Raw genomic sequence first — 20,292 nt, forward strand, 5'->3', positions numbered from 1 at the left:
GATTCGACCGTCACCTACACCCCCGGCCTTGGCAAACCCGTTGTAGGGCTCGACCTTGTTGGTCCGCCGCGGTCACGGGCGCCCGCAGCGCCGGGTCGCCCAGGTGCGCCCGGCAACGGGCCCGTCTCAGTGCGGGCCTGCTGGCGGAGCGTTTTCGGGTCATCGGGGGCCGGCACAAGCCCGTGGTGGCGAGCCTGTTCCACTGCGGCCTGGCGGGAAGATACTGCGAGCTTGCGGTAGACGGCCCGCACGTGCGACCTGACCGTGTTCGCCGACAGGTGTAGGTGGGCGGCGATCTGGGGAATGCTCAGCTTGCTGGGCAGCAAGCCGAGCACCACCCGTTCCTGCCCCGTCAACGCCTGTGGCCGCGCCACCGCGGCGGTGCTCGCCGGTGCCGGCGCACTGCTGGGAACGGCGCTTTGGAGGGCCTGGCGGAGGTCTTGGATCTGCTGGGCCAGGTAGCCGCCGTCGGCGAGGTCGGCCAGCATGTCGTCGGCCTGGTCGCAGGCCGCGCGGGCGGCGTCATGGTCGCCGGCGGACAGGCACCAGCGCGCCAGTACGGTCACGTTCGCCAGGGCAGACCAGCGCGACAGGCCGGGCACGCGGGCGCGCAGACCGGCGGCGTGGTCGAGCTCGCGGCGCGCCTCTGTCAGGCGGCCGTGGCGGGTCAGGGCGGCGGCCTGGGCGGTGAAGGCTATGCTCGCCTGCGCCGAACCGGTCAGATGATGCTTACGGACCAGGTCCCGGCTGGTCGCGGCCAGGGTGGCGGCCTGGTCGTGGCGGCCGAGCGCCGTGCAGGCCAGCGACTGCACCGCCAGCGCGTCGATCTTGAACAGCGACGTGCTGGCCCGGTTGCGCACCGCCTGCTCCAGCACCCTCACCGCCTCGCGGTGCCGCCCGGCCAGATACAGGTTCGCGCCGTGGCTGAAGCGGGCCATCACATACCAGGGCGAGGCGGTGTCGTCCTCCAATTCGGTGGCGATGCGGGATTCGGCCAGGCGCTGGGGCAGGCAATCGATCAGGAACATGCCGCGCAGCAGCGCAGCCGCGGACTTCAGCGAAGCCGTGCCATCCGGCAGCGGCCCGTCGTGACCGAGCCTCTCAGCCGCGTCCAGCCAGGCGGTCGCCCCGGGAAGGTCGCCGGTGACCGCGCCGGCCCATGCCGCGCTGACCGAGGCCGCGGCATCCCGGCTGATCGCCCCGGCCCCGATGGCCTCGATCAGCGCGAGCAGGGTCGCGCTACGGCCGGTGGTGACGTAGCCGAGCCACGACGAGGCCAGCAGCGCGGTCGCCCGCCCGTTGTCGCCGGCCGCGACGGCGTGGCCGATGGCCTGCTCGATGTGTCCGTGCTCGTGCAGCCAGGCACCTGCCCGGCGATGCAGCCGTACTGGCAGCTCATGGTGGGCTCGGCACAGGATCGCGCGCAGGCACTGGCCGAACAGGTGGTGATAGCGATACCACTGCCCCCGCTCGTCCAGCGGGATCACGAACAGGTTGGTGGCGGCCAGGTGGGCCAGCACGCGTTCGGCCCAAGCCCGCCCGAGGCCGCACAGGTGCGCGGCCAGCGGCGCGGTGAACCGGTCCAGGACCGCCGTGCGCAACAGGAACCGGCGCTCGTGCGGGGTGCAACCGGCCAGCACCTCATCGGTCAGGTAGTCGCTGATGTGCCGATGGTCGCCGGTGAAGGCGGCCAGGAACGCTCCTGGATCGGCCCGGCCGCGCAGCGACAGAGCAGCCAGGTAGATTCCCGCCGGCCAGCCCTCGGTCCGCGCCACCAGATCGCGCACCTGCCCGCCGTCCAGGCCCGCTGCCGCGATGTCCGGCAAGGCCCGCACCTGCGCGGCCGAGAAGCGCAACTCGCCGGCGCCCAGTTCGACCAGCTGCCCGGCGGCGCGCAGCCGGGCCAGCGGCAGCGCCGGCCGGTGCCGGGTGGCAAGCACCAGCTGATGTCCCGGCCCGAGCGCGGTCAGCAGCAGGCGCAGCTGATCCAGCCCGGCCGCGTCGGTCAGCAGGTGGAAGTCGTCCAGCACCAGCACCATCGGTCGCGCCGCCCGGCCCAGCCGCTGTAGCAACATCGGCAGCACCACGCCGGCGATGTCCGGGCTCTGCACGCACAGCATGGCCACCAGGTCGTCCACGGGCACCCGGGCCCCGGCCCGGCCGATCGCCCGCAAGATCCCCGTCCACAGCCGTACCGGGTCGTTTTCCTGCCTGCTGACAGACAACCAGGCCAGCGCCCGCCGCTCGCGCGCGTCGGCGCGCCACTGCGCCAGCAGCGTCGACTTGCCGTACCCGCCCGGAGCCGCGATCACCACCAGCCGCGCCCCGCGCGCTGCCAGCAGCCGCGCCACCAGGTGCGGCCGCCGGACCCACCGCGGCCGCACGGGCGGCGCCTGCGCCGCGCCACCGGTCACGACCGCCTCCGCCCCGGAAGGTCCAGCAGGTTTCCGGTACCACCTACCACCGCAGGCTGCCCGAGGGCGGCACGCACGCCCGCGCCGATCGCCTTCATTACAGCGGTGACCTCCGTCACCGCGGACGCGAGCCTGCGCTGCCCAGGCTCAAGCGCGTGCTCAAGTCGAGGCGGACCTCGCGACAGGGGCGGATATGCAGCCAGAACAGCGGGGTCAGGCCGTTCCGGTCGACCGGGGTCAGCAGAACGGCCCACTCTGGCTCGGTGAGCACCTCTTGCAGCATCAAGACGTTCACGCGCTCCTCAACCCGGCCCTGTGGGGGCGTTGTGTATATCGCCAGACGCGGCCACGTACGTTACTGCCCGGGAGACGATCCACCTAAGGCGGCATCGGCAGTTGGCGGTCTCCTCCATCGGGCCGGCGAAGTCGCCCGGCCAGCTGGAAGCTCTTGCTTGCGCTGGCACCGCTGACGATCGACCCATAGGTGCAGGTGATCGAGCCTGGGCTGCTGGTGCGTCCGGCCGGTAGGCCGGTGGCGGTCTTGCCCAAGGGCAGGGTGGCGGTGAGGTGGCGGAGGTGACCGCGTCAGGATCGGTGTTGTGCGCGGTGAGGGTGTGGGCGAGATACGGCACCAGGATGCCCAGATGCGGCTGGGCAGTCAGATCGGCGTCGAGGCCGGCGGCTTGGCATGACAACAGCCTCGGATGCTGTCTGGCCTGTGGATCGTGGCCACTTCCGGACACTTACGGATCCCGCCTCGGAACGCTCCCTTCGACTCCGGGCGGGCTTTTTCACGACAGCCATCCCTCGCTCCTCAGATGTCTCGCACCAAGGGCAGATCGCATCTGTCCGCGTCAATCTCACCTAGGTGAGATTTGACGCGGACAGACCTCACCGGGGCGTGACGGTTACCGCTCCATTCCCTGTTTCCATCGGTAAGGCGACCGAAGTGAAAATTCCAGCTCAGTCGCGGTTTGGCAGCTCATCACGGGTTTCTGAATGGCACGTCCGCCGGGGATCGGGGCTGAGGAATATGACCAGATATGGTCACTATGTCGGTATTGACCCTTGAGTGCCGACCGGATCAATGTGAGCTGAACTTCAGCGCACGGAGGGTGGCAATGACAGCTCACGATTCCCTGCTCAAGGTCTACGGCGACCGCAAGTACACGCATGTGACGATGGTTCGCCATCAAGGCACCACGGTCGCGTTCGCGATGGACGCGGCCCGTCGGATCGTCTACAGCGTCCTGGATCTGGCCAAACAGGACGCCGCCAAGGGTGAGCTGGACGCGGCGTACTGGGCCGACAACCCCGCCGAGCTGTCGTTCCCGCGTGAGATAGCCGAGGTCGGCTACGCCATCGCGGGCGCCACGGCGATGCCGACGGTCAAGCGCGGAGGCGTGGAGGCGGGTGTCGATGAGCAGCCGGTTCCCGGCGAGATCGACCCGTTCCTGTCCACGACCGCGCGGCTGACCGCGGCGGTCCCGTTCCAGGTGATCTCCGACGGTACGTATGTGGTGGTGCTGCGGCAGGCGATCGGCGACGCGCACCCTGATGCGGTCTACAAACTGACCGACGGCGGCTGCTCCGGTAACACCTCCAGGGCCGACTTCGTGCTCGACGGCACCAAGAAGGTACCGCTGGTCCGCGACACCCTGCTGTGTGACCGGTTCGTGCTGGTGGAGGGCAAGCTCAAGCCAGTGCTTGAGGTGCGGTACCGGCGCAGCAGGCACGGAACCCGTCCGGAGTCGGCCAAGGACACCCTGGGCACCGAGGACATGGACGGCCGGCCCTTCTACGAGCCGACCCAGGAGTTGTCGTTCGTCCGGAACCTGAGCCGGGGTCGTTTCGCGGCCGTGCTGGTGCCGACCGCGATCCACGGGGTGCAGCGCTGGCAGTTGTTCGCGCACAACGACGCCACCGGCCGCATCGACGGGTTCAACGTCGAGCAGGGCGGTCAGGGCCTGTTCAACACGCAGGGCACGCAGTTCTATACGAGTCCGGATCCGGCCTACCGTGACGCGGTGTTTGAGCGGAGCCCGGGCAAGTGCCCCTTCACGGGCAGGGACCTGGTGCCGGTGGTGCGTACGGACGGGCAGGCGGAGACCGCGCTGCGCCTGAACGACGACACCTCCTGCGTCGAGGTGGATCGTTCCAAGACGGTGCTGGAGTTCGGCGGGAAGCCGTACACGATCGAGGCCTGGATCAAGCCCGCCGCCTACGACGGTCCCGTGGTGTCCAGGGGCGCGTCCTACCAGCTGGTGGTGGCCGCCGACGGCTTGGTGTACCTGGCCCACGACGGCGCACAGCAGCCGATCAAATCGAGCGTGACCGTCCCCAAGGACGCCTACTCCCACATCGCGGCCACCTTCGACGGCAAGACCGCGTCGGTGTACGTCAACGGCAGGCTGTCGGCCAGCGGCGCGATGCCGTACGTCGAGGATGTCGGCGCGATCACGGTGATCGGCGGAACAGCGGCCAAGGGGAGGACATCCGGCCACTTCAACGGCGACATCGACGAGGTCCGGATGTGGAACCGGGCGCGCGGCGCCGCCGAGATGACGGCGGACATGAACCACCGGCTGATCGGCAACGAGCCGGGGCTGGTGGCCTACTACCGGTTCGACGAGGGCGCGGGCGACACGGCACACGACCAGACGGACCAGGCGGCGCACGGCATGCTGAAGGGTGCCCCTCAGTGGGTCGACTCGGACGCCTCCCTGGGCGATCACCCGGGGGTACGGCGCGACAGTTTCACCCTGGCCGGCCGCAAGGTCGTCTCGGGCATGTCGGCCCTGCTCTATCACCAGCAGGAGAACATTCCCGCCGGATACGGCGCCGCGCCCAAGCCGGCCAAGCGGCAGGCGCGCGTCATGCTGGTCTGGGCCGCCGAGAAGAACGGCGACGCGTGCGTGGCGAGCCTGGACTTCGGCGTCGGCCGCGACGGCCGGCTGGGCCGGGTGCCCGAGGTGCTGGATCCGGCGGTGGTCAAACGGCCCGCCAAGGGCGCGGACTCGGAGCGGATCGCCGAGCTCCAGCAAAAAATCAAAAGGCTGGATGCCGATATCGCCGACCTGGATCGCCAGATCGCGGAAAATACTGTAACGGCCGGCAAGGTGCCCGAGTACCAGGCCGCCCGTGACCGGCTGACAAAAGAACGGAACGACCTCCAACAGCGCTACGACGCCGAAAAAGGCCAGACCCCCTCCGGCTACGGGGTGTTCTTCGCACGCTTGCCCAACAAAAATGGCGGGCTCCAAGTGACGGCTACGAATGGGGGACCGCCGCCCAGGCATGTGAGCATCAGTGTGGCGGCCTATCCATGGGTCTTCGAGGACACGGGCGAGTCGCAGGACGGGCTGCCCTGCTACTGGGTCAAGGAAGAGCATCGGAACTGGTACATATGCGTCGAGGGCGGCTCGGTGCAGGAGAATGCGATGCTGATCGGCAGCCAGAGCAGACCCGCAAACCAGAGCGCGCACTTCCTCCTGCGGCAGGAAGGTGAGTACTACCGCCTCGTCAACCGCAAGAGCGGGCTCGCTGCCGCACCGGACTTAGAATTTGCGTCGTGGGTGGTCCAGTCGCGCCGCGGTTTGACCGAGGACAGCGGCCTGCTGCACCTGGAGCCGACCGCGCTGCAGAGCTTGTACAACCAGCTGCAGGAGGCCAAGAAGAAACTGGCCGCCGCCGACGACAACCTGCAGCAAGCGCTCGACGCCCAGCGGCGCCTCACCGAACTGGAGAAGGTGCTCACCGACAAGCTGGCGGAGCGTGACAACGCCCAGAACGAGCTGGACCGCCTGTCCAGCGGCGTCCAGGACAACGACGATCTGACCGTGGCCATGCCGCTGCTGGGCATGGACCGCACCGGCCTGAGCCACTACGGCGGCCTGCTCGACTTCGCCCGCGGCGCCGACACGCCCATCCTGCTCGACAGCGGCACCGGCAACCTCGTGCTGTACTTCCGCGGAAACAACGGCCAGTTCTTCGCCGCCTACTACGACACCGCCGTAACCCGCGGCGTACAGGAGCTGACCGCGGACGGCGGCACGCTCAGCTTCACCGCCCGCGACGCGGGCCTGGAACTGAACTCCTGCACGATCGAGGTGAGCCAGGGCGAAGTGCCCAGCCGCTGCGACCTGACCATCACGGCCGCAGGCGAGAGCGAGACCTGGAAGTCGCTGCCGCGCCAGGCGACCCTGATGGCCGCGGCGCTGGCCGGAAGCCCCGGCGAGCCGGTGACGGTGGGCATGGTGGCCACAGTGAGCGGCACCGACGTCCACCTCGCCGAGGGGGCGACCGTCAAGATCCCCCAAGCCGCCCATCTGGTGATCGGCGGGCTCGGGTGCGCGGCAGCCGCCGAGACGGCGTCCGGGGTCAGGACAATCAAGCTGGCCGCGCCCGGCGCGTCGATCAAGACGGGCGACATGGTCAGCCTGGTCGGCTATGACTTCGAGCGCGCATCCTCCAGCCGTCCCGGGGTGCTGATGTCGTCTGGCTCACGCCTGGTCGGGCTCGTCGCCGACGGCGTCGAGTTCGTCCCAGACGGCAAGGCCAGAGCGTTCATCAATGGGAACGGCTGCCGCTGGCGGGCTGAGATGCCGGGCCGCGCCTACTTCTTCGACGGCAAGGAACAGCATTATCTGAGCCTGCCCGCCGACAAGCTGCCACAAGCCGCCACTTCCGGTGACTTGACCCTGGAGGCCTGGGTCAACCCTGAGGAGGGGCAGGGGAGGATCGTGCACGCCAACACGGGCGAATCGACCTATTCGCTAGCGCTGGCCAAGGTGGATCTCCCTGTGCAGTCCTTCGACGGCAACGACAAGATCGAGCTGACCGGCGCGCTCGACCTGTCCGGCCGCGACTTCACCATCGAGTTGTGGGCCAAGCGCAACCAGGCCCGCGGCCTCCGCGAACCGCTGCTCACCCACGGCGTCCTGACCGGGGCGAAGGACCAGACCCTGCACCTGCACTTCAACCCCGACAACACCTTCGGCTTCCACCTGTACGGCGACGACCTGGCCAGCCCGACCCCCTACCCTGACCTGGACTGGCACCACTGGGCCGCGGTGTTCGTGCACGCCACCCGCGAGCAGATCCTTTACCGGGACGGCGTCGAGATCGCCCGCCGCACCGCCACGGGCGCCTACGCCGGGAACGGACCGCTGATCCTGGGCCACCAGTCCTTCTCCGGAGGAGCCTACCTGGACGGCCACATCGACGAGGTCCGTGTCTTCGGACGGGTGCGCACCCCCGAGGAGATCGCCGGCGAACGCAAGCAGCGGATATCCGACCGCGCCCCCGGCCTGCTGGGGCATTGGACGTTCGGCGGGACGGGAGCGGCGTCCCCGATCAAGGGCTACCAGGTGGTGGCGCGGGTGGGCGACCGCGTCCTGCGTTCGGCCGAGCGGTTCGCCTGCAACGAGTGGGCGCACGTGGCCGCGACGTTCAAGCAGTCGTGGGCCCTGCGGCTGGAGGGCGCGACGGGCCTGGCGGTGGCCGCGCAGGCCGCGCTGGACGTGCTGGACGACCTCACCATCGAAGTGTTCGTCCGGATCGACCGGCTGGGCGCCCCCGTGGACCTGGTCACCAAGGGCGTCGTCCTCAACGGCGGCCCGGGCGGCGTGCCGTACCAACTGAGTGTCCGCAGCGACGGAATACTGGAGTTCGCCTTCGCCGAGGCGGACGGCAAGGCTGTACGGTACACCTCCAGCGAGGCCGTTCGAGCCGGCACCTTCCACCGCGTGGCCGTGGTGCGGCAGGGCCGGCAGTCCGCCGACGCCGGGCTGGCGACCGAGATCCGCTTCTACATCGACGGCCGCGCCGTGGGCAGCCACCAGTACACCGGCTCCGGAGCGCAGTCCAACAGCAACGACGTCGAATTCGGTCGCGGGCTGCGCGGCGAGCTGTGCGAGGTGCGGCTGTGGAACGCGGCCCGCGAGCCCCAACAGCTCGGCCTGCCGGTTACCGAACGCGACAAGGGGCTGCTGGCGTGCTGGGCGTTCGACGAGAACGCCGGCAACGTCTCCTTCGACAGCAGGGGCTCCTACCCGGCCAAGCTGCGGGGGGCCCGCTGGACCCGCGACCCCGACCCCAAGGCCAGCCCCCTGCGGCTGTACCGCAACGGGCAGCAACTCTCCGACAGCCTGACGACCCTGGCCGAGGACACCGCCCCCTACGGCGACAAGCAGCTGACCCTGGGTGCGCGCCTGGTCGCCGGCAAGGTGCTGGAGCCGCTGACCGGGACGCTGGAGGAGGTGCGGGTCTGGCGCACCATGCGCACCCCCGAGCAGATCCTGGACAACATGTTCACCCGCCTGCGCGGCGCCAAGCAGGACCTCATCGCGTACTGGCCCTTTGACCGCGACTCCACCGCCGCCACCGCCACGTCCGTGCACGACGACGGACTGCGCGGCAACGACCTGGCCTTCGCCGCCAAACGGCCCCGCATCCTGCTGTCCACCGCGCCGATCTCCACCGACACCGCCGAGGTGCGCTCGGCGCTGGCCGCCATCCGTACCCCCTTCCACGACACCATCGACTCCGCCCCGTCCGCCTCCGAGTACGCCGACCTGCAGTACACCCCCAGCGGCGAGATGACCGGTGTGCTCAAGCGCTGCTACGGCTATCTGCGCGAGGGCCGCTGGCATCTGGTCACCGGCTACAAGGTCGGCGACCTGATCAACGAATGGGTGGGCCAGGTGCAGTTCGACCCGCAACTCATCGGCTACATCGAGGGCGCGCCGCCAGTCCCCTCGGAGAACCTCACCGGCAGCGACGCCGGTTACGCCGAGGCCTCCTCGGTGGAGTTCACCGAGGCCGACCAGGTCACCTACAGCCTGTCCTCCAGCAAGACCGGCAGCGTGAACGCCGCCTTCAACGTCGCGCTGGGCCTCGAGACCGACGCGAGCGTCCTGATGATCACCGCGCCGCTCGGAGTCGGCACAGCGCAGCCTGCGGTCGATGCCGCGCTGAAGGTCAAAGCGAGCTTAGGCATGGAGTTCTCCAACTCCTGGAGCGAGGACACCCAGGTCTCCCAGGGCCAGAACACCACCCGCAGCGCCCAGATGGCGCTTTCCGGGCATATGGAGGACCCCGCCCACCTGCTCAACCCCGCCGTCGGCCGCCGGTACGTGCCCGCCAACACCGGCATGGCGCTGGTGCAGTCGGAGACCGCCGACGTCTTCGCGCTGCGCCTGGCCCACACCGGCGCCCTGGTCGCCTACCGGATGCTGCCCAATCCCGACATCCCCAAGGACTGGAACATCATCCACTTCCCGATCAACCCCCGCTACGTCAAGCAGGGCACCCTGGACGGCGCGGTCGGCTTCAACGAACGGGGCAAGGTCACCGACCTCGACTACCCGACCGCCATCGACTACGGCGAATACAGCTACTTCAAGCCCCGCGACGCCTACGCGCTCAAGCGCCGGATCGTCCGCGACCAGCAGCGCCTGCGCGCCTTCTACGAGTCGGTCTCGACCGAGACCCACGCTCCGGACCCGATCCAGCGGCAGGCGCAGGCCGTCCTGCGGGGCATGGGCGTGGACGCCTCCAATGACCAGTCCGGCCGCGAAGCCGGCGGGAGTGCCGCCGCCACGGGCTTCTCCCACCGCGACCTGGTCAACACCTACGTCTGGACGGCCCAAGGCGGCTTCTTCGCCGAGACCACCGAGGCCACCGACGCCGTCACCCAGACCACATCCGGCTCCTACTCCTTCACCGGCACGATCGGCGCCAGCGTCGAGTTCTCTGTCGGGTTCGCAGGCGTGGGCTTCGGCGGCAACGTCGACGCCTCATTCGGCGGCGGCATGAGCAGCACCCGCGCCCGCAGCAAGGACGCCAGCCGCACGTACGGCCTCAACGTCCAGTGCGCGCCCTCAAGCGACCTGCAAAAGCGGGACAAGGACGGCAACCCATCCTTCGATGCCGCGGGTCGGCCGGTCCTGGTGCCGGGCAAGGTGGACGCCTACCGCTTCTTCACCTTCTACCTCGGCGAGAGCAGCGCCAACTTCGACGACTTCTACCACAAGGTCATCGACCCGGTCTGGTTGTCCAACAGCGTTGACGCCAACGCCGCCGCCCTGCGCCAGGCCCAGCAGTCCGGTGCCAAACCGCCGTGCTGGCGGATCCTGCACCGGGTCACCTTCATCAGCCGGGTGCTGCCGCCCGTCCCGCCTCCCGGCGCGCCGCCCCTGGAGAAGGCGATGCGCACCGAGAACATCGACAGCAACTACGAGCTGATCAAGCGCCTCGAACCCTACGTCCGCACCGCCACCAGCGAGTCGGAACTGGCCGACGCCACCCGCGCCGCGCTGACCGCGCACCTGCCCGAACTCCTGCCCCACGCCGACGACGTCATCGCCCTGCTCCTGTACTACTACCAACTGACCGACACCGCCCCCGTGACCCAGTCGGCTCCCCCCGCCGTGACCCCGCCGGCTCCCCCCACCAACCTCACCACCGACACGCCCACCGTGGTCAAGGGCGTGCCCCTCACAGTGCGCTACTCCACCGCGCCGGACACCCTCAGCAGCAAGAACTGGGTCGGCATCTACCCCGATAACCAGCCCGTGCCGAAGCCGGGGGAGTACTTCACCTACCAATACGCGCCCGACGCCGACGGCAGCGTCACCTTGGACACCAACAAGGTGCCCGTGCCGGGCCGTTACGCGGCCTGGTACTTCTACAACGACGGCTACACCACCCTGGCCGGCCCGCTCATCTTCACCGTGACCTGAGCCCGTTGACTCGTGCAGGGACCCCGGTGAGCGGTCACCGAGGTCCCTGTGCCGGGGGCGGACCCGCAGAGGGGTGATGGTGGAGGGCGGCCAGAGGGGTCAGCCCAGGGGGTGGTGGACCCAGACGTTGGGCTCGACGTAGGCGGCGTGGTCATGGGCGAGCGAGCAGTGTACGGGTACGAGCGCGCCGGGCACGACGACGGGACCGTCGGTGTCGAAGGGCTGTCCGGTCCAGTGCCGCCATTGGGCCAGGGAGTCGGTCACGATCATGGAGGCGGGGCGATCGAGACGATGGTCCCGCCGGCTCTAACGCTGAGCAGGCGGCGGCCGAAGTGCCCACGCCGCCGAGCCACGGGGTTCGCTGGCCTGGCCGGGGCATCTTGGCTACGGGAAGTCATGGCGGCCTTCACAGGGCGGGCGTCGCCCGGGACGATTGGCGCTTCTGTGAGGATTCTGTTCTGGTAGAAACTCCCAACCGGGCGAGGGTAACCACCGATCGCATGCTTCAGGAAAAAATTCCACCATGAGTGAGCGGAAGTCGTGACCCCAGTGATATATCCGATGCCCGCTGGGCCTTAATCGAGCCCACCTTTAACCGCCTGGCGGCGGGCCAGACTCGATTGCCGGCCCACCGGTCAACCGCTCTCCTGGTCCTCCAAGACGCACTGGAATGCCATTCCCGAGGGGATGGCTCGTCGTGATGCCAGAAACGCCAGGCAAGGCGATCTCCGAAGGCTCACCAGATAGCCTCTCCACGTCCTGTTGCGGGAGCCTGCCTGACCGTCAGGAGATCCCAGTCGAGCTACCTGAGCTGCCCCGCAGGTTCCCACCTGGCGTCGGACGGGCCTTGCTTCAGATCCTGCTGGACATCCGTGCGGCGCGCTTCCATCGCGACAGTCGCGAGTAGGCGTTCTCTGGGCCGGAAGCGCCGTGGTTCTTTCTGGTATGCCCACCACGCTTTGTGGAGCTCACACGTAATGGGTTGCTTCTAGACCCCGGGGGTGTCGAAATGGCTCGTATGCGAAACGCTCAAGATGAACTTGCGGGGTACCTCAAGAGCCGTCACCAGCTCATCTCCAGGCTTCAAGCGTGGCGAGCAGGGCCGGATCGCATCCTCGCTTTGCTCCAGCAGGCGGCAGGGACCCGACACGAAGAGGCGTTGCGCCTTGGTGATCCGCATGTCACGGAAGACTCCGCGGTCTGGACGAGGATCTTTGCGCGGCTCGTCAACTGGAACGCGCGCTTTCCGTACGGTGACGGGGATTGCACTGAGAAGGACGCCAGAGAGGCGGTGAACTTGGCGAGGGAGTTCGATGCCGTAGAGCGGCTCGAAACAGCCCTCGCCATCGACGGATTCTCGGTCACCAAGACCTCCGGCATCTTCCGACTCACGATTACGCAGAATCCGGCCATCGAGGCGGCCGATCTCATGTTGGAGATGTTGACCAGTCCACAGGAGTACCCAGACACCCGTGGCTCTGAAGTCAATGTCTGGCTCCACCGCCTGGCGAACGGAACGCCCACCACAAGGATCCCAACGAATGTACTCAGGTCGGCCGCCCGATGGGGAAGGGGGGCGATCGAGGCGTACCGGGCAGCGCTTCCGGAAGGAGGTCTTCCAGATGCCTTCGCGCTCTCCGGTCGTCTGAACGTGGGAAATGCCGTCCAGTACTGGGCAGTTCTGGTTGGGCTCTGTCATCTTCTCGACAGGATCGCGGCCATCACTCCGAATACGTGGCCCACCTTGATGACCATGCATAAGGACGCGGTCGCGGCGAGGCTGGTCGATGCCGTAGGGGATGGAGCGGATCTGAGCGTGGCACAGGAGGTGATTGATCTCGCGACGTTTGCTCCGGGGGCCAGCCCTCTGGCCTCTCCCCTGATCCCGTGTGGGGACCGACTCATCGTCTGCCCGGCTCTTGTGAATCCAATCGGCATAGAGCGACTGCTGCTGAGAGCAGTGGCAAGTGATCCGTCTCGCTCCGGAAAGCTGGGCCAAGACCTCGGTAGGAGGGCCGGGGAATGGGGTCAGTTTCTTCGCGGGATCCCAGGGGTCCTTGTGGCCACAGATACCAAGGTCAAGAAGCCAGGTGGAGGACGTGCGGGTGATTTGGACGTAGTGGTCGTTGACCCTTCTGCACGTGTTGGTCTGTGCCTGGAAGTGAAGTGGCCCATCGACGCTCAATCGCTGGGAGAGTCGATGAAGGTCGTGGAGGTTATCGAGAAAGGCGCACGCCAGCTCGACCGTCTCAGATCCTTTCTCGCCACTGGAGAAGCGGTCTACGACTTCCCTCCGGGATGGCCTCGTTTGGAGGACATCGAGTGGACTTGGGGGGTGGGCACGCCCCAGCAGCTCTATGCTGCCAAGCTCCCCGTGCCCGATATCCATGTGACATCTCTGCGCTACATCACGCAACTGCCGAAGCCCGCAACGCTCAGCCAGTTGATCAGCGCGATCACGCGCCCTTCCTGGCCGCAGAAAGATCTTCACTTCGAGATCCGACCCATGCGTACGCAGATCGGACGGATTTGGATCGAGCAGGAGACGATCGCATGCGGACGACTGCTCCGCTGGTCGCCTCGGTATCCGGAAGGTTCCTTCTGAACTGCTCGACCTCGCACTTCCACGCTCATCCGCGTACCTCCCTGGTGGTTACAGTCCGCCTCCCTGGGCCTCCCCCGGTCCTCTGACCTCCATACCTTCATCGGCATAGGGGTGGATCTCCCGGTTGCGGGATGTCGCCCGTCTTCCTTCAACAGATCGGAGATGTTTTGACAGCATTCGCCTTCTGGGGGCGGGTCTCGACGGAGGACCGACAGGACCCCGAAGCATCCCGGGCGTGGCAGATGCGCCGCGCCAGGATGCTCATCGAGCCGAGAGGCGGCGAGATCGTCGCTGAGTACTTCGACGTCGACAAGTCCCGATCGATCCCGCCCCAACGGCGTCCGGAAGCCAGTGCGCTGCTCGCCGATCTGAGGAACCCGCAGCGCGCCTTCGAGGCGGTCGTCGTGGGAGAGCCCCAGAGGGCCTTCTACGGCAATCAGTTCGGCAACACCTTCGAGCTGTTCAACCACTACAGCGTGCCCCTCTGGGTGCCCGAGGTGGGCGGCCCGATCGACCCCGCCAACGAGGCGCACGAGCTGATCATGCTGATGTTCGGCGGAGTCAGCAAGGGCGAACGCAACCGGATCAAGGTCCGCGTGCGTACAGCGATGGCGGCCATGGCGGAGATCGAGGGGCGGTACCTCGGCGGGCGACCGCCGTACGGCTACCGACTCATCGATCTCGGGCCACATCCGAATCCAGGCAAGGCGGCTGACGGCAAGCGGCTACACGGCTTGGACGCGGATCCCTATGCCGCCCCCGTCGTTCAGCGAATCTTCCGAGAGTTCCTTGAGGGGAAGGGGCTGTTCGCGATCGCCGAAGGGTTGACCCGCGACGGCATCGCGAGCCCCTCCGCCCACGACCCGAAGCGCAACCGTCACCGGTCGGGAATCGCCTGGTCCAAGAGCGCCGTCCGAGCCATCCTTACCAACCCCCGCTACACCGGCCGTCAGGTGTGGAACCGGCAGCGTAAGGACGAAGTGCTGCTGGACGTCGAGGACGTGACGCTCGGGCACACGACCAAGTTGCGCTGGAACGACTCCGATAAGTGGATCTTCTCCGAGAAGATCGTTCATCCACAACTGGTCGACGATGTCTCCTTCCGCGACGCCCAGGACATGCTCGCCGGCCGTGGAAAAGGACCTTGCGAGCACACTCCACATCGCGCTCGCCATCCCTATGCGTTCAAGGGCGTGATGATCTGTGGGATCTGCAGGCGCAAGATGCAGAGCCAGTGGGTCAATGACGCCCCCTACTACCGCTGCACCTTTCCCCGTGAGTACGCCCTGGGCAACAAGATCGACCATCCTCGCAACGTCTACCTCCGAGAGGACGCCATCCTCGCTCGCGTCGACCGCTGGTTGTGCAAGGCGTTCGCGCCGCATCGCCTCGCTCAGACGATCGATGAGATGTACGCCGACCAGCCAGGCCACGGTCACGACCCGAAGGCCGAGATCGCCCAGGCGAAGATCACCCAAGTGGAGACCAAGATGGCCCGCTACAGAGCCGCGCTCGAAGCCGGGGGTGATCCAGAAGAGATCGGCAAATGGATCGCCGAGGCCAAGGCGGAACGAGTCAGGGCCGAGGCCGAACTTCGCACGATCAGGAGGAGCACGCGCATGTCGCGAGAAGAGATCACTGCGCTCATCGCCGAGGTTGGTGACATCGCGAGGGCCATGGCGGAAGTTCCTACGGACAGGAAGGGCGAGGTCTACCAGCGCCTTGGCCTGCGGCTGACGTACCACCCAGGAAAAGCGAAAGTGAGGGCCGAGGTGATCCTCAGCCCTCACATAGTGAAAAGGTTTGTGTCCGAGGGGGGACTTGAACCCCCATGCCCATCACTGGGCACTAGCACCTCAAGCTAGCGCGTCTGCCTATTCCGCCACCCGGACTGGGTACCTGTCCGCAGGACCTGCATCCCGCGTCGGCTCACACAGATTAGCACTCTCCGGCGCGTGGTTCACACCGGTAAACCGGGCGCTCCTCCTTTGGCCGGGTGGGCGGCAGGATGGGAGGCGCAGGGCGTACCGAACATGAGGAGCACGCTGTGACCGACCGAAGCACGGAAGACCCCGGAGAGAGGCGCATGACTCCGCTCGACGGTGAGGACGAGGTCGTCGGCCTGTGCCGTGACCTGATCCGCATCGACTCCACGAACGCAGGCGACAACGCCGGTCCGGGCGAGCGCCGGGCCGCCGAGTACGTCGCGGAGAAACTGGCCGAGGTGGGCCTCGAACCGCGCATCCTCGAGTCCGACACCGGGCGGGCCAATGTCATCGCCCGGATCGAGGGCGCGGACTCGGGGCGCGGCGCCCTCCTGCTCCACGGGCACCTGGACGTGGTCCCGTTCAACGCGGCCGACTGGACGCACCACCCGATGAGCGGCGAGATCGCCGACGGGTGCGTCTGGGGCCGCGGAGCCGTGGACATGAAGGACATGGACGCCATGATCCTCGCCGTCGTACGGCAGCGCCTCAGCCAGAACAGGAAGCCCCCGCGCGACGTGGTGCTCGCCTTCACCGCCGACGAGGAGGCCGGAGGCACGTACGGCGCGCAGTGGCTGGTCGAGCGGCACCCGGAGGTCCTGGAAGGCTGCACCGAGGCGATCGGCGAGGTCGGCGGCTTCAGCGTGAGCCTCTCGGACAGCCGCCGCCTCTACCTCATCGAGGCGGCGGAAAAGGGCATCGCCTGGATGAAGCTGACCGCGACCGGCCGGGCCGGCCACGGCTCCATGCTGAACGACGAGAATGCGGTCACCGAGCTGGCCGAGGCGATCGGCCGCCTGGGCCGCTACCAGTGGCCGGTACGGCTCACACCGACCGTCCAGTCCTTCTTCCGCGAGGCGTTCGACATCGAGCTGAAGGCCGAGGACGCGGAGGAGGCCGTGGCCAAGCTCGGCCCGCTGGCGCGGATGGTGGGTGCGACCCTGCGGAACACGGTCAACCCCACGATGCTGGACGCCGGCTACAAGGCCAACGTCATCCCGCAGGCCGCCACGGCGCACGTGGACGGCCGCTTCCTCCCCGGGTACGAGGACGAGTTCTTCGGCACGGTGGACGAGCTCCTCGGCCCCAACGTCACCAGGGAGTTCGTCTACCACGACGTGGCCCTGGAGACGGCCTTCGAGGGGTCGCTGGTCAAGGCCATGTCCGACGCGCTCCAGGCGGAGGACCCGGGTTCCAAGGCGGTGCCGTACACGCTGAGCGGGGGCACGGACCTCAAGGCGTTCAGCCGTCTGGGCATCCGCGGATTCGGGTTCGCCCCCCTGCGTCTTCCGGCGGATCTGGATTTCTCCGGAATGTTCCATGGGGTAGATGAGCGGGTTCCGGTGGATTCGCTCAAATTCGGGGTGCGCGTTCTTGACCGTTTCCTCGATTACTGCTGAGAAACCGGTTGCGATCACTTGGCGTACCGCTAAAGTAACTCTCCGTTGAGGGGCGATCCGCATCGGGCGGACTCGGTTGATCTCGGGGAGGTCGCGTGGCACGCACGCCGGACGAGCGGTCGCGGGCAGAGATGCCCGCCGCCGACCCGTGCGTGCCCGCGATTGCCTTCGAGGTCGGCGAGCGCAGCCGGATGGCGCGGTTCGCGGCCGGCTCGCGCGTGGTCCGCTTTCTGATCGTCTGCGGATTCCTCGCCGTCGCCTGGGTGCTCGGTGTGATCTTCGGCGTCTTCGGCACGGCCCCGGCCAGTGCCGACGCGGCTCCCTCAGCGGTCGTCATCGGGTCGGTCGTCGAGGGTGGTGCCTCCATGAGGGCCGACGGTTTCCCCACGAGTGACGACGCCTCGGTCAACGCCGAAGCCATGGCCGGGCGCAACGTCGACGGGCTGACGAGTCAGTCGAAGCCCGGTTTCCCATCACCGTCCACCGCCGATCACACCTCAGGGAGCCAGGGCATGGTCCCCCAGGGGAGCGGTGGATCCATTCTGTTCGGGGACGTCGCACGTTCTTTCTCCGACGTGCGGCTCGTGGCGCTGCCCGCACCTTTGGCGGCGGCCCTTCCCCCGGTCGTGCGCACAGCGGCGGACGACCCATCCATCTCGCCTGACTGATCCCGCCATCACGCCGGTCCTGCTCATCGAACGTCGGACCGGTGGCGGAGCACGCCCTGCGACGGCCTCGGCTCCTCTGAGCCGCATCGTCTGCGCTGCTCCGTGCGGGTGACGCGAGTTTCTTCTCCCAATCACTCATGACGGCCCACGGCCCCGCTGTGCCCGGCCGCACTCCGTCATGGGCCTGTCAGGAAATCCCCCAGAGAACCTAGGAGCATCCATCATGCGAACGTGGGCTAAGGGTTCGACCCCCGTGGCGCTTCTCGCCGTCGGTGTCCTGTCCCTCGGCAGCGGTACGGCTTTCGCCGACACCGACGGCCGCGGCTCGATCGGCGGCGGCAACCAGCTCAACCTCCCCATCTCGCTTCCGATCGACATCAGCGGCAACGCGGTCGGCGTCGCCGGTGACTCGACCGCCTCCTCGCGGGGCGGGGCGTCGGTCGTCAACAGCGGCCAGGGCGGCGCCGGCGGCAACACCACGAACGGCGAGAACAGCATCCTCGGCGGCAACCAGGTGGTCGCGCCGATCAACGCGCCGATCAACGCCTGCGGCAACGCGATCGCGATCTTCGGCGACGCCACCGCGGGGTGCAGGGGCGGCGCGTCCGTCAAGAACTCCGGCTCGGGCTCCGGCTCCGGCGGCAACCGGACCTCCGGCCGTTCCTCGATCCTGGGCGGCAACCAGGTGGTCGCGCCGATCAACGCGCCGATCAACCTGTGCGGCAACTCGGTCGGCGTCCTCGGCGAGGCGTTCTCCGGGTGCAAGGGCGGCGCCTCGGTGAGCAACGGCGGCGGCAAGGGCGGCCACAAGGGCTACCGCGGCCACGGCCGCTGGAGCGGCGGCGGAGCGGGCGGCAACATCACGAGCGGTGAGCACGGCATCCTCGGCGGGAACCAGATCGTCGCGCCGATCACCGCGCCCATCGACCTGTGCGGCAACGCCGTCGGCAACAGCAAGGCAGGGTGCGAGGGTGGCTCGTCCGTGAAGAACTCAGGGGCCGGCGCGGGCGGCAACATCACCTCGGGCCGTTCCTCGATCCTGGGCGGCAACCAGGTGGTCGCGCCGATCAACGCGCCGATCAACATCTGCGGCAACTCCGTCGGCGTCCTGGGCGACGCCTTCTCCGGGTGCAAGGGCGGCGCTTCGGTGACCGGCGGCGGCAAGGGCAACGGCGCCGGCCGCAACGTGACGAGCGGCGCGCAGAGCATCCTGGGCGGGAACCAGATCGTCGCGCCGATCACCGCGCCCATCAACGCCTGCGGCAACGCCGTGGCCGTGCTCGGCGACGCCAAGGCCGGCTGCAAGGGCGGGGCCTCCGTCACCGGCGGCACCGGGGGCGGCCGCAACGTGACGAGCGGCGCGCAGAGCATCCTGGGCGGCAACCAGATCGTCGCCCCGATCAACGCGCCGATCAACCTGTGCGGCAACGCGGTCGCCGTTCTGGGTGACGCCGCCGCCGGGTGCCTCGGCGGCGCGAGCGTGGGCGGCCAGCAGCACGGCCGTACGACCTGGCACAGCACCTGGAACAAGAAGCGCAAGGGCTCGCACAAGGTGCACATGGGCGGGATGCTCTCCACGATGCCGATGGTTCCCGGCGTTCCGGACAGCGGCCTGCTGCCCGCCACCGCCGAGTCGCCGGCCCGTACGGCCTCGGGCAAGGGCGGCGCCGCCGCGGCGCTCGCCCCGGTGACCGGCCTGGTCGGCTCGCTGCCCGTCGCGGACTCCCTCGGCGGGACGCGCGAGATCCTTCCGCTCGGCAACCTCGGCAACCTCGGCCTGATGAGCGCCGAGGAGCCGGTCGGCGTGACCGGGATGAACCCCGGCTCCCTGATCGCCCTGGCCCTGGGCGCCATGTTCGCCGCCTCGGCCACCATGTTCGCGGTCGTGCGCCGGCTGCGCCCGCGCGGCCAGCGGTAGGGACACCCACGCGCTCGTCACGGAGTGCACACGTGGACGAGCAGAGGGACTTCTCCTCCCCGGAGGATGGATGACATCCGGGGAGGAGGGGCTTCGTCTCGGCTCTGAGACCCGGGCTCTGTGAGTCTCGGCTCTGAGAGTCCCGGCTCAGAAGGGAGGGGCGCGCCGCCGCCCCTCAAGGCCGGTACGGCGAAGCGATGAAGAGCTTGCCCGCTCCGGGGGCGCGGCCCGGGGCGGGCAATGCCATGCCCGATCGCCGTGCCCGGTTCCCGCCCGAAGCGAGTCGCCCGCGGATCAGCACAGGGCGTGGTCACATGGTGCGGACGACACGTATGATCTTGCGGCGCAGTCGGACGCGCCTGCTTCCGTCGGGATAAAGTCGCAGCCGGTCCAGTTCCCAGCTTCCGTACTCGGCATGCTCCGTGAGAACCTGCCTGGCGGCCTCGCGTGAGGTCCCGCAAGGCAGATACAGGTCCTTGTAGGAGTAGTCCAGCACAGCGATTAGTCTCCGAGAGTGTGTTAGGGGAACGCGCCTGGCTCTATTCTGCGTCCTTGCGG

At 68.3% G+C, this 20,292-nt stretch carries 9 protein-coding genes, 1 tRNA gene and 2 pseudogenes; 7 read left to right on the forward strand and 5 right to left on the reverse strand.

Annotated elements, in window-relative coordinates; all coding sequences use genetic code 11:
• Nucleotides 1–14 precede the first annotated feature (14 nt).
• Both AWQ68_RS28100 and AWQ68_RS28105 read right to left on the reverse strand, forming a co-directional pair.
• Nucleotides 15–2,414, reverse strand: a complete 2,400-nt coding sequence (locus tag AWQ68_RS28100) for a winged helix-turn-helix domain-containing protein (RefSeq protein WP_066945632.1) — start codon at nt 2,412–2,414, stop codon at nt 15–17.
• A 115-nt stretch (nt 2,415–2,529) separates the two neighbouring features.
• A complete protein-coding gene (locus tag AWQ68_RS28105) occupies nt 2,530–2,709 on the reverse strand; it encodes a hypothetical protein (protein WP_066945635.1) in 180 nt (59 codons plus the stop codon).
• 826 nt (nt 2,710–3,535) lie between these two features.
• Between AWQ68_RS28105 and AWQ68_RS28110 the strand changes: the two genes are divergently transcribed.
• A complete protein-coding gene (locus AWQ68_RS28110; protein ID WP_066945638.1) occupies nt 3,536–11,158 on the forward strand; it encodes a LamG-like jellyroll fold domain-containing protein in 7,623 nt (2,540 codons plus the stop codon).
• 99 nt (nt 11,159–11,257) lie between these two features.
• On the opposite strand, the gene AWQ68_RS41345 is transcribed toward AWQ68_RS28110, so the two are convergent.
• The gene (locus AWQ68_RS41345; protein WP_218007070.1) at nt 11,258–11,422 is read right to left on the reverse strand and encodes a hypothetical protein; all 165 of its coding nucleotides are present in this window, start codon (nt 11,420–11,422) and stop codon (nt 11,258–11,260) included.
• Between the two features lie 259 nt (nt 11,423–11,681).
• Between AWQ68_RS41345 and AWQ68_RS46245 the strand changes: the two are divergent.
• The 3 genes and pseudogenes from AWQ68_RS46245 to AWQ68_RS46250 form a co-directional block, all read left to right on the forward strand.
• A pseudogene (locus tag AWQ68_RS46245) lies at nt 11,682–11,836 on the forward strand (IS5/IS1182 family transposase); the annotation flags it as partial.
• Nucleotides 11,837–12,278: 442 nt separating this feature from the next.
• Nucleotides 12,279–13,763 (forward strand): hypothetical protein, encoded by a 1,485-nt coding sequence (locus AWQ68_RS42830; protein WP_157545821.1) that lies wholly within the window; start codon nt 12,279–12,281, stop codon nt 13,761–13,763.
• Between the two features lie 131 nt (nt 13,764–13,894).
• Nucleotides 13,895–15,055 (forward strand): annotated as a pseudogene (locus AWQ68_RS46250) (recombinase family protein); the annotation flags it as partial.
• A gap of 514 nt (nt 15,056–15,569) precedes the next feature.
• Here the strand turns inward: AWQ68_RS46250 and AWQ68_RS28125 are convergent.
• Nucleotides 15,570–15,655 (reverse strand) — tRNA-Leu (locus AWQ68_RS28125).
• A 194-nt stretch (nt 15,656–15,849) separates the two neighbouring features.
• On the opposite strand from AWQ68_RS28125, the gene AWQ68_RS28130 reads away from it, so the two are divergent.
• From AWQ68_RS28130 to AWQ68_RS45295, 3 genes are all read left to right on the forward strand, one after another.
• On the forward strand, nt 15,850–17,148 hold the full coding sequence (locus AWQ68_RS28130; RefSeq protein ID WP_066945833.1) for a M20/M25/M40 family metallo-hydrolase: 1,299 nt from the start codon (nt 15,850–15,852) through the stop codon (nt 17,146–17,148).
• Between the two features lie 95 nt (nt 17,149–17,243).
• Nucleotides 17,244–17,816 (forward strand): hypothetical protein, encoded by a 573-nt coding sequence (locus AWQ68_RS28135; protein ID WP_084464478.1) that lies wholly within the window; start codon nt 17,244–17,246, stop codon nt 17,814–17,816.
• Nucleotides 17,817–18,039: 223 nt separating this feature from the next.
• A complete protein-coding gene (locus AWQ68_RS45295) occupies nt 18,040–19,734 on the forward strand; it encodes a chaplin family protein (protein WP_169809004.1) in 1,695 nt (564 codons plus the stop codon).
• Between the two features lie 310 nt (nt 19,735–20,044).
• On the opposite strand, the gene AWQ68_RS28145 is transcribed toward AWQ68_RS45295, so the two are convergent.
• The gene (locus AWQ68_RS28145) at nt 20,045–20,230 is read right to left on the reverse strand and encodes a DUF5703 family protein (protein WP_066945649.1); all 186 of its coding nucleotides are present in this window, start codon (nt 20,228–20,230) and stop codon (nt 20,045–20,047) included.
• Between the last annotated feature and the right edge of the window lie 62 nt (nt 20,231–20,292).

It is taken from the genome of Microtetraspora fusca, from assembly GCF_001570365.1.
Classification (GTDB): Bacteria; Actinomycetota; Actinomycetes; order Streptosporangiales; family Streptosporangiaceae; genus Microtetraspora; species Microtetraspora fusca.

Bases quoted from the DNA above. Each gene is read 5' to 3' on its own strand.
- AWQ68_RS28110 (WP_066945638.1), top strand. From the start codon at position 3,536: ATGACAGCTCACGATTCCCTGCTCAAGGTCTACGGCGACCGCAAGTAC.
- AWQ68_RS45295 (WP_169809004.1), top strand. From the start codon at position 18,040: ATGCGAACGTGGGCTAAGGGTTCGACCCCCGTGGCGCTTCTCGCCGTC.
- AWQ68_RS28130 (WP_066945833.1), top strand. From the start codon at position 15,850: ATGACTCCGCTCGACGGTGAGGACGAGGTCGTCGGCCTGTGCCGTGAC.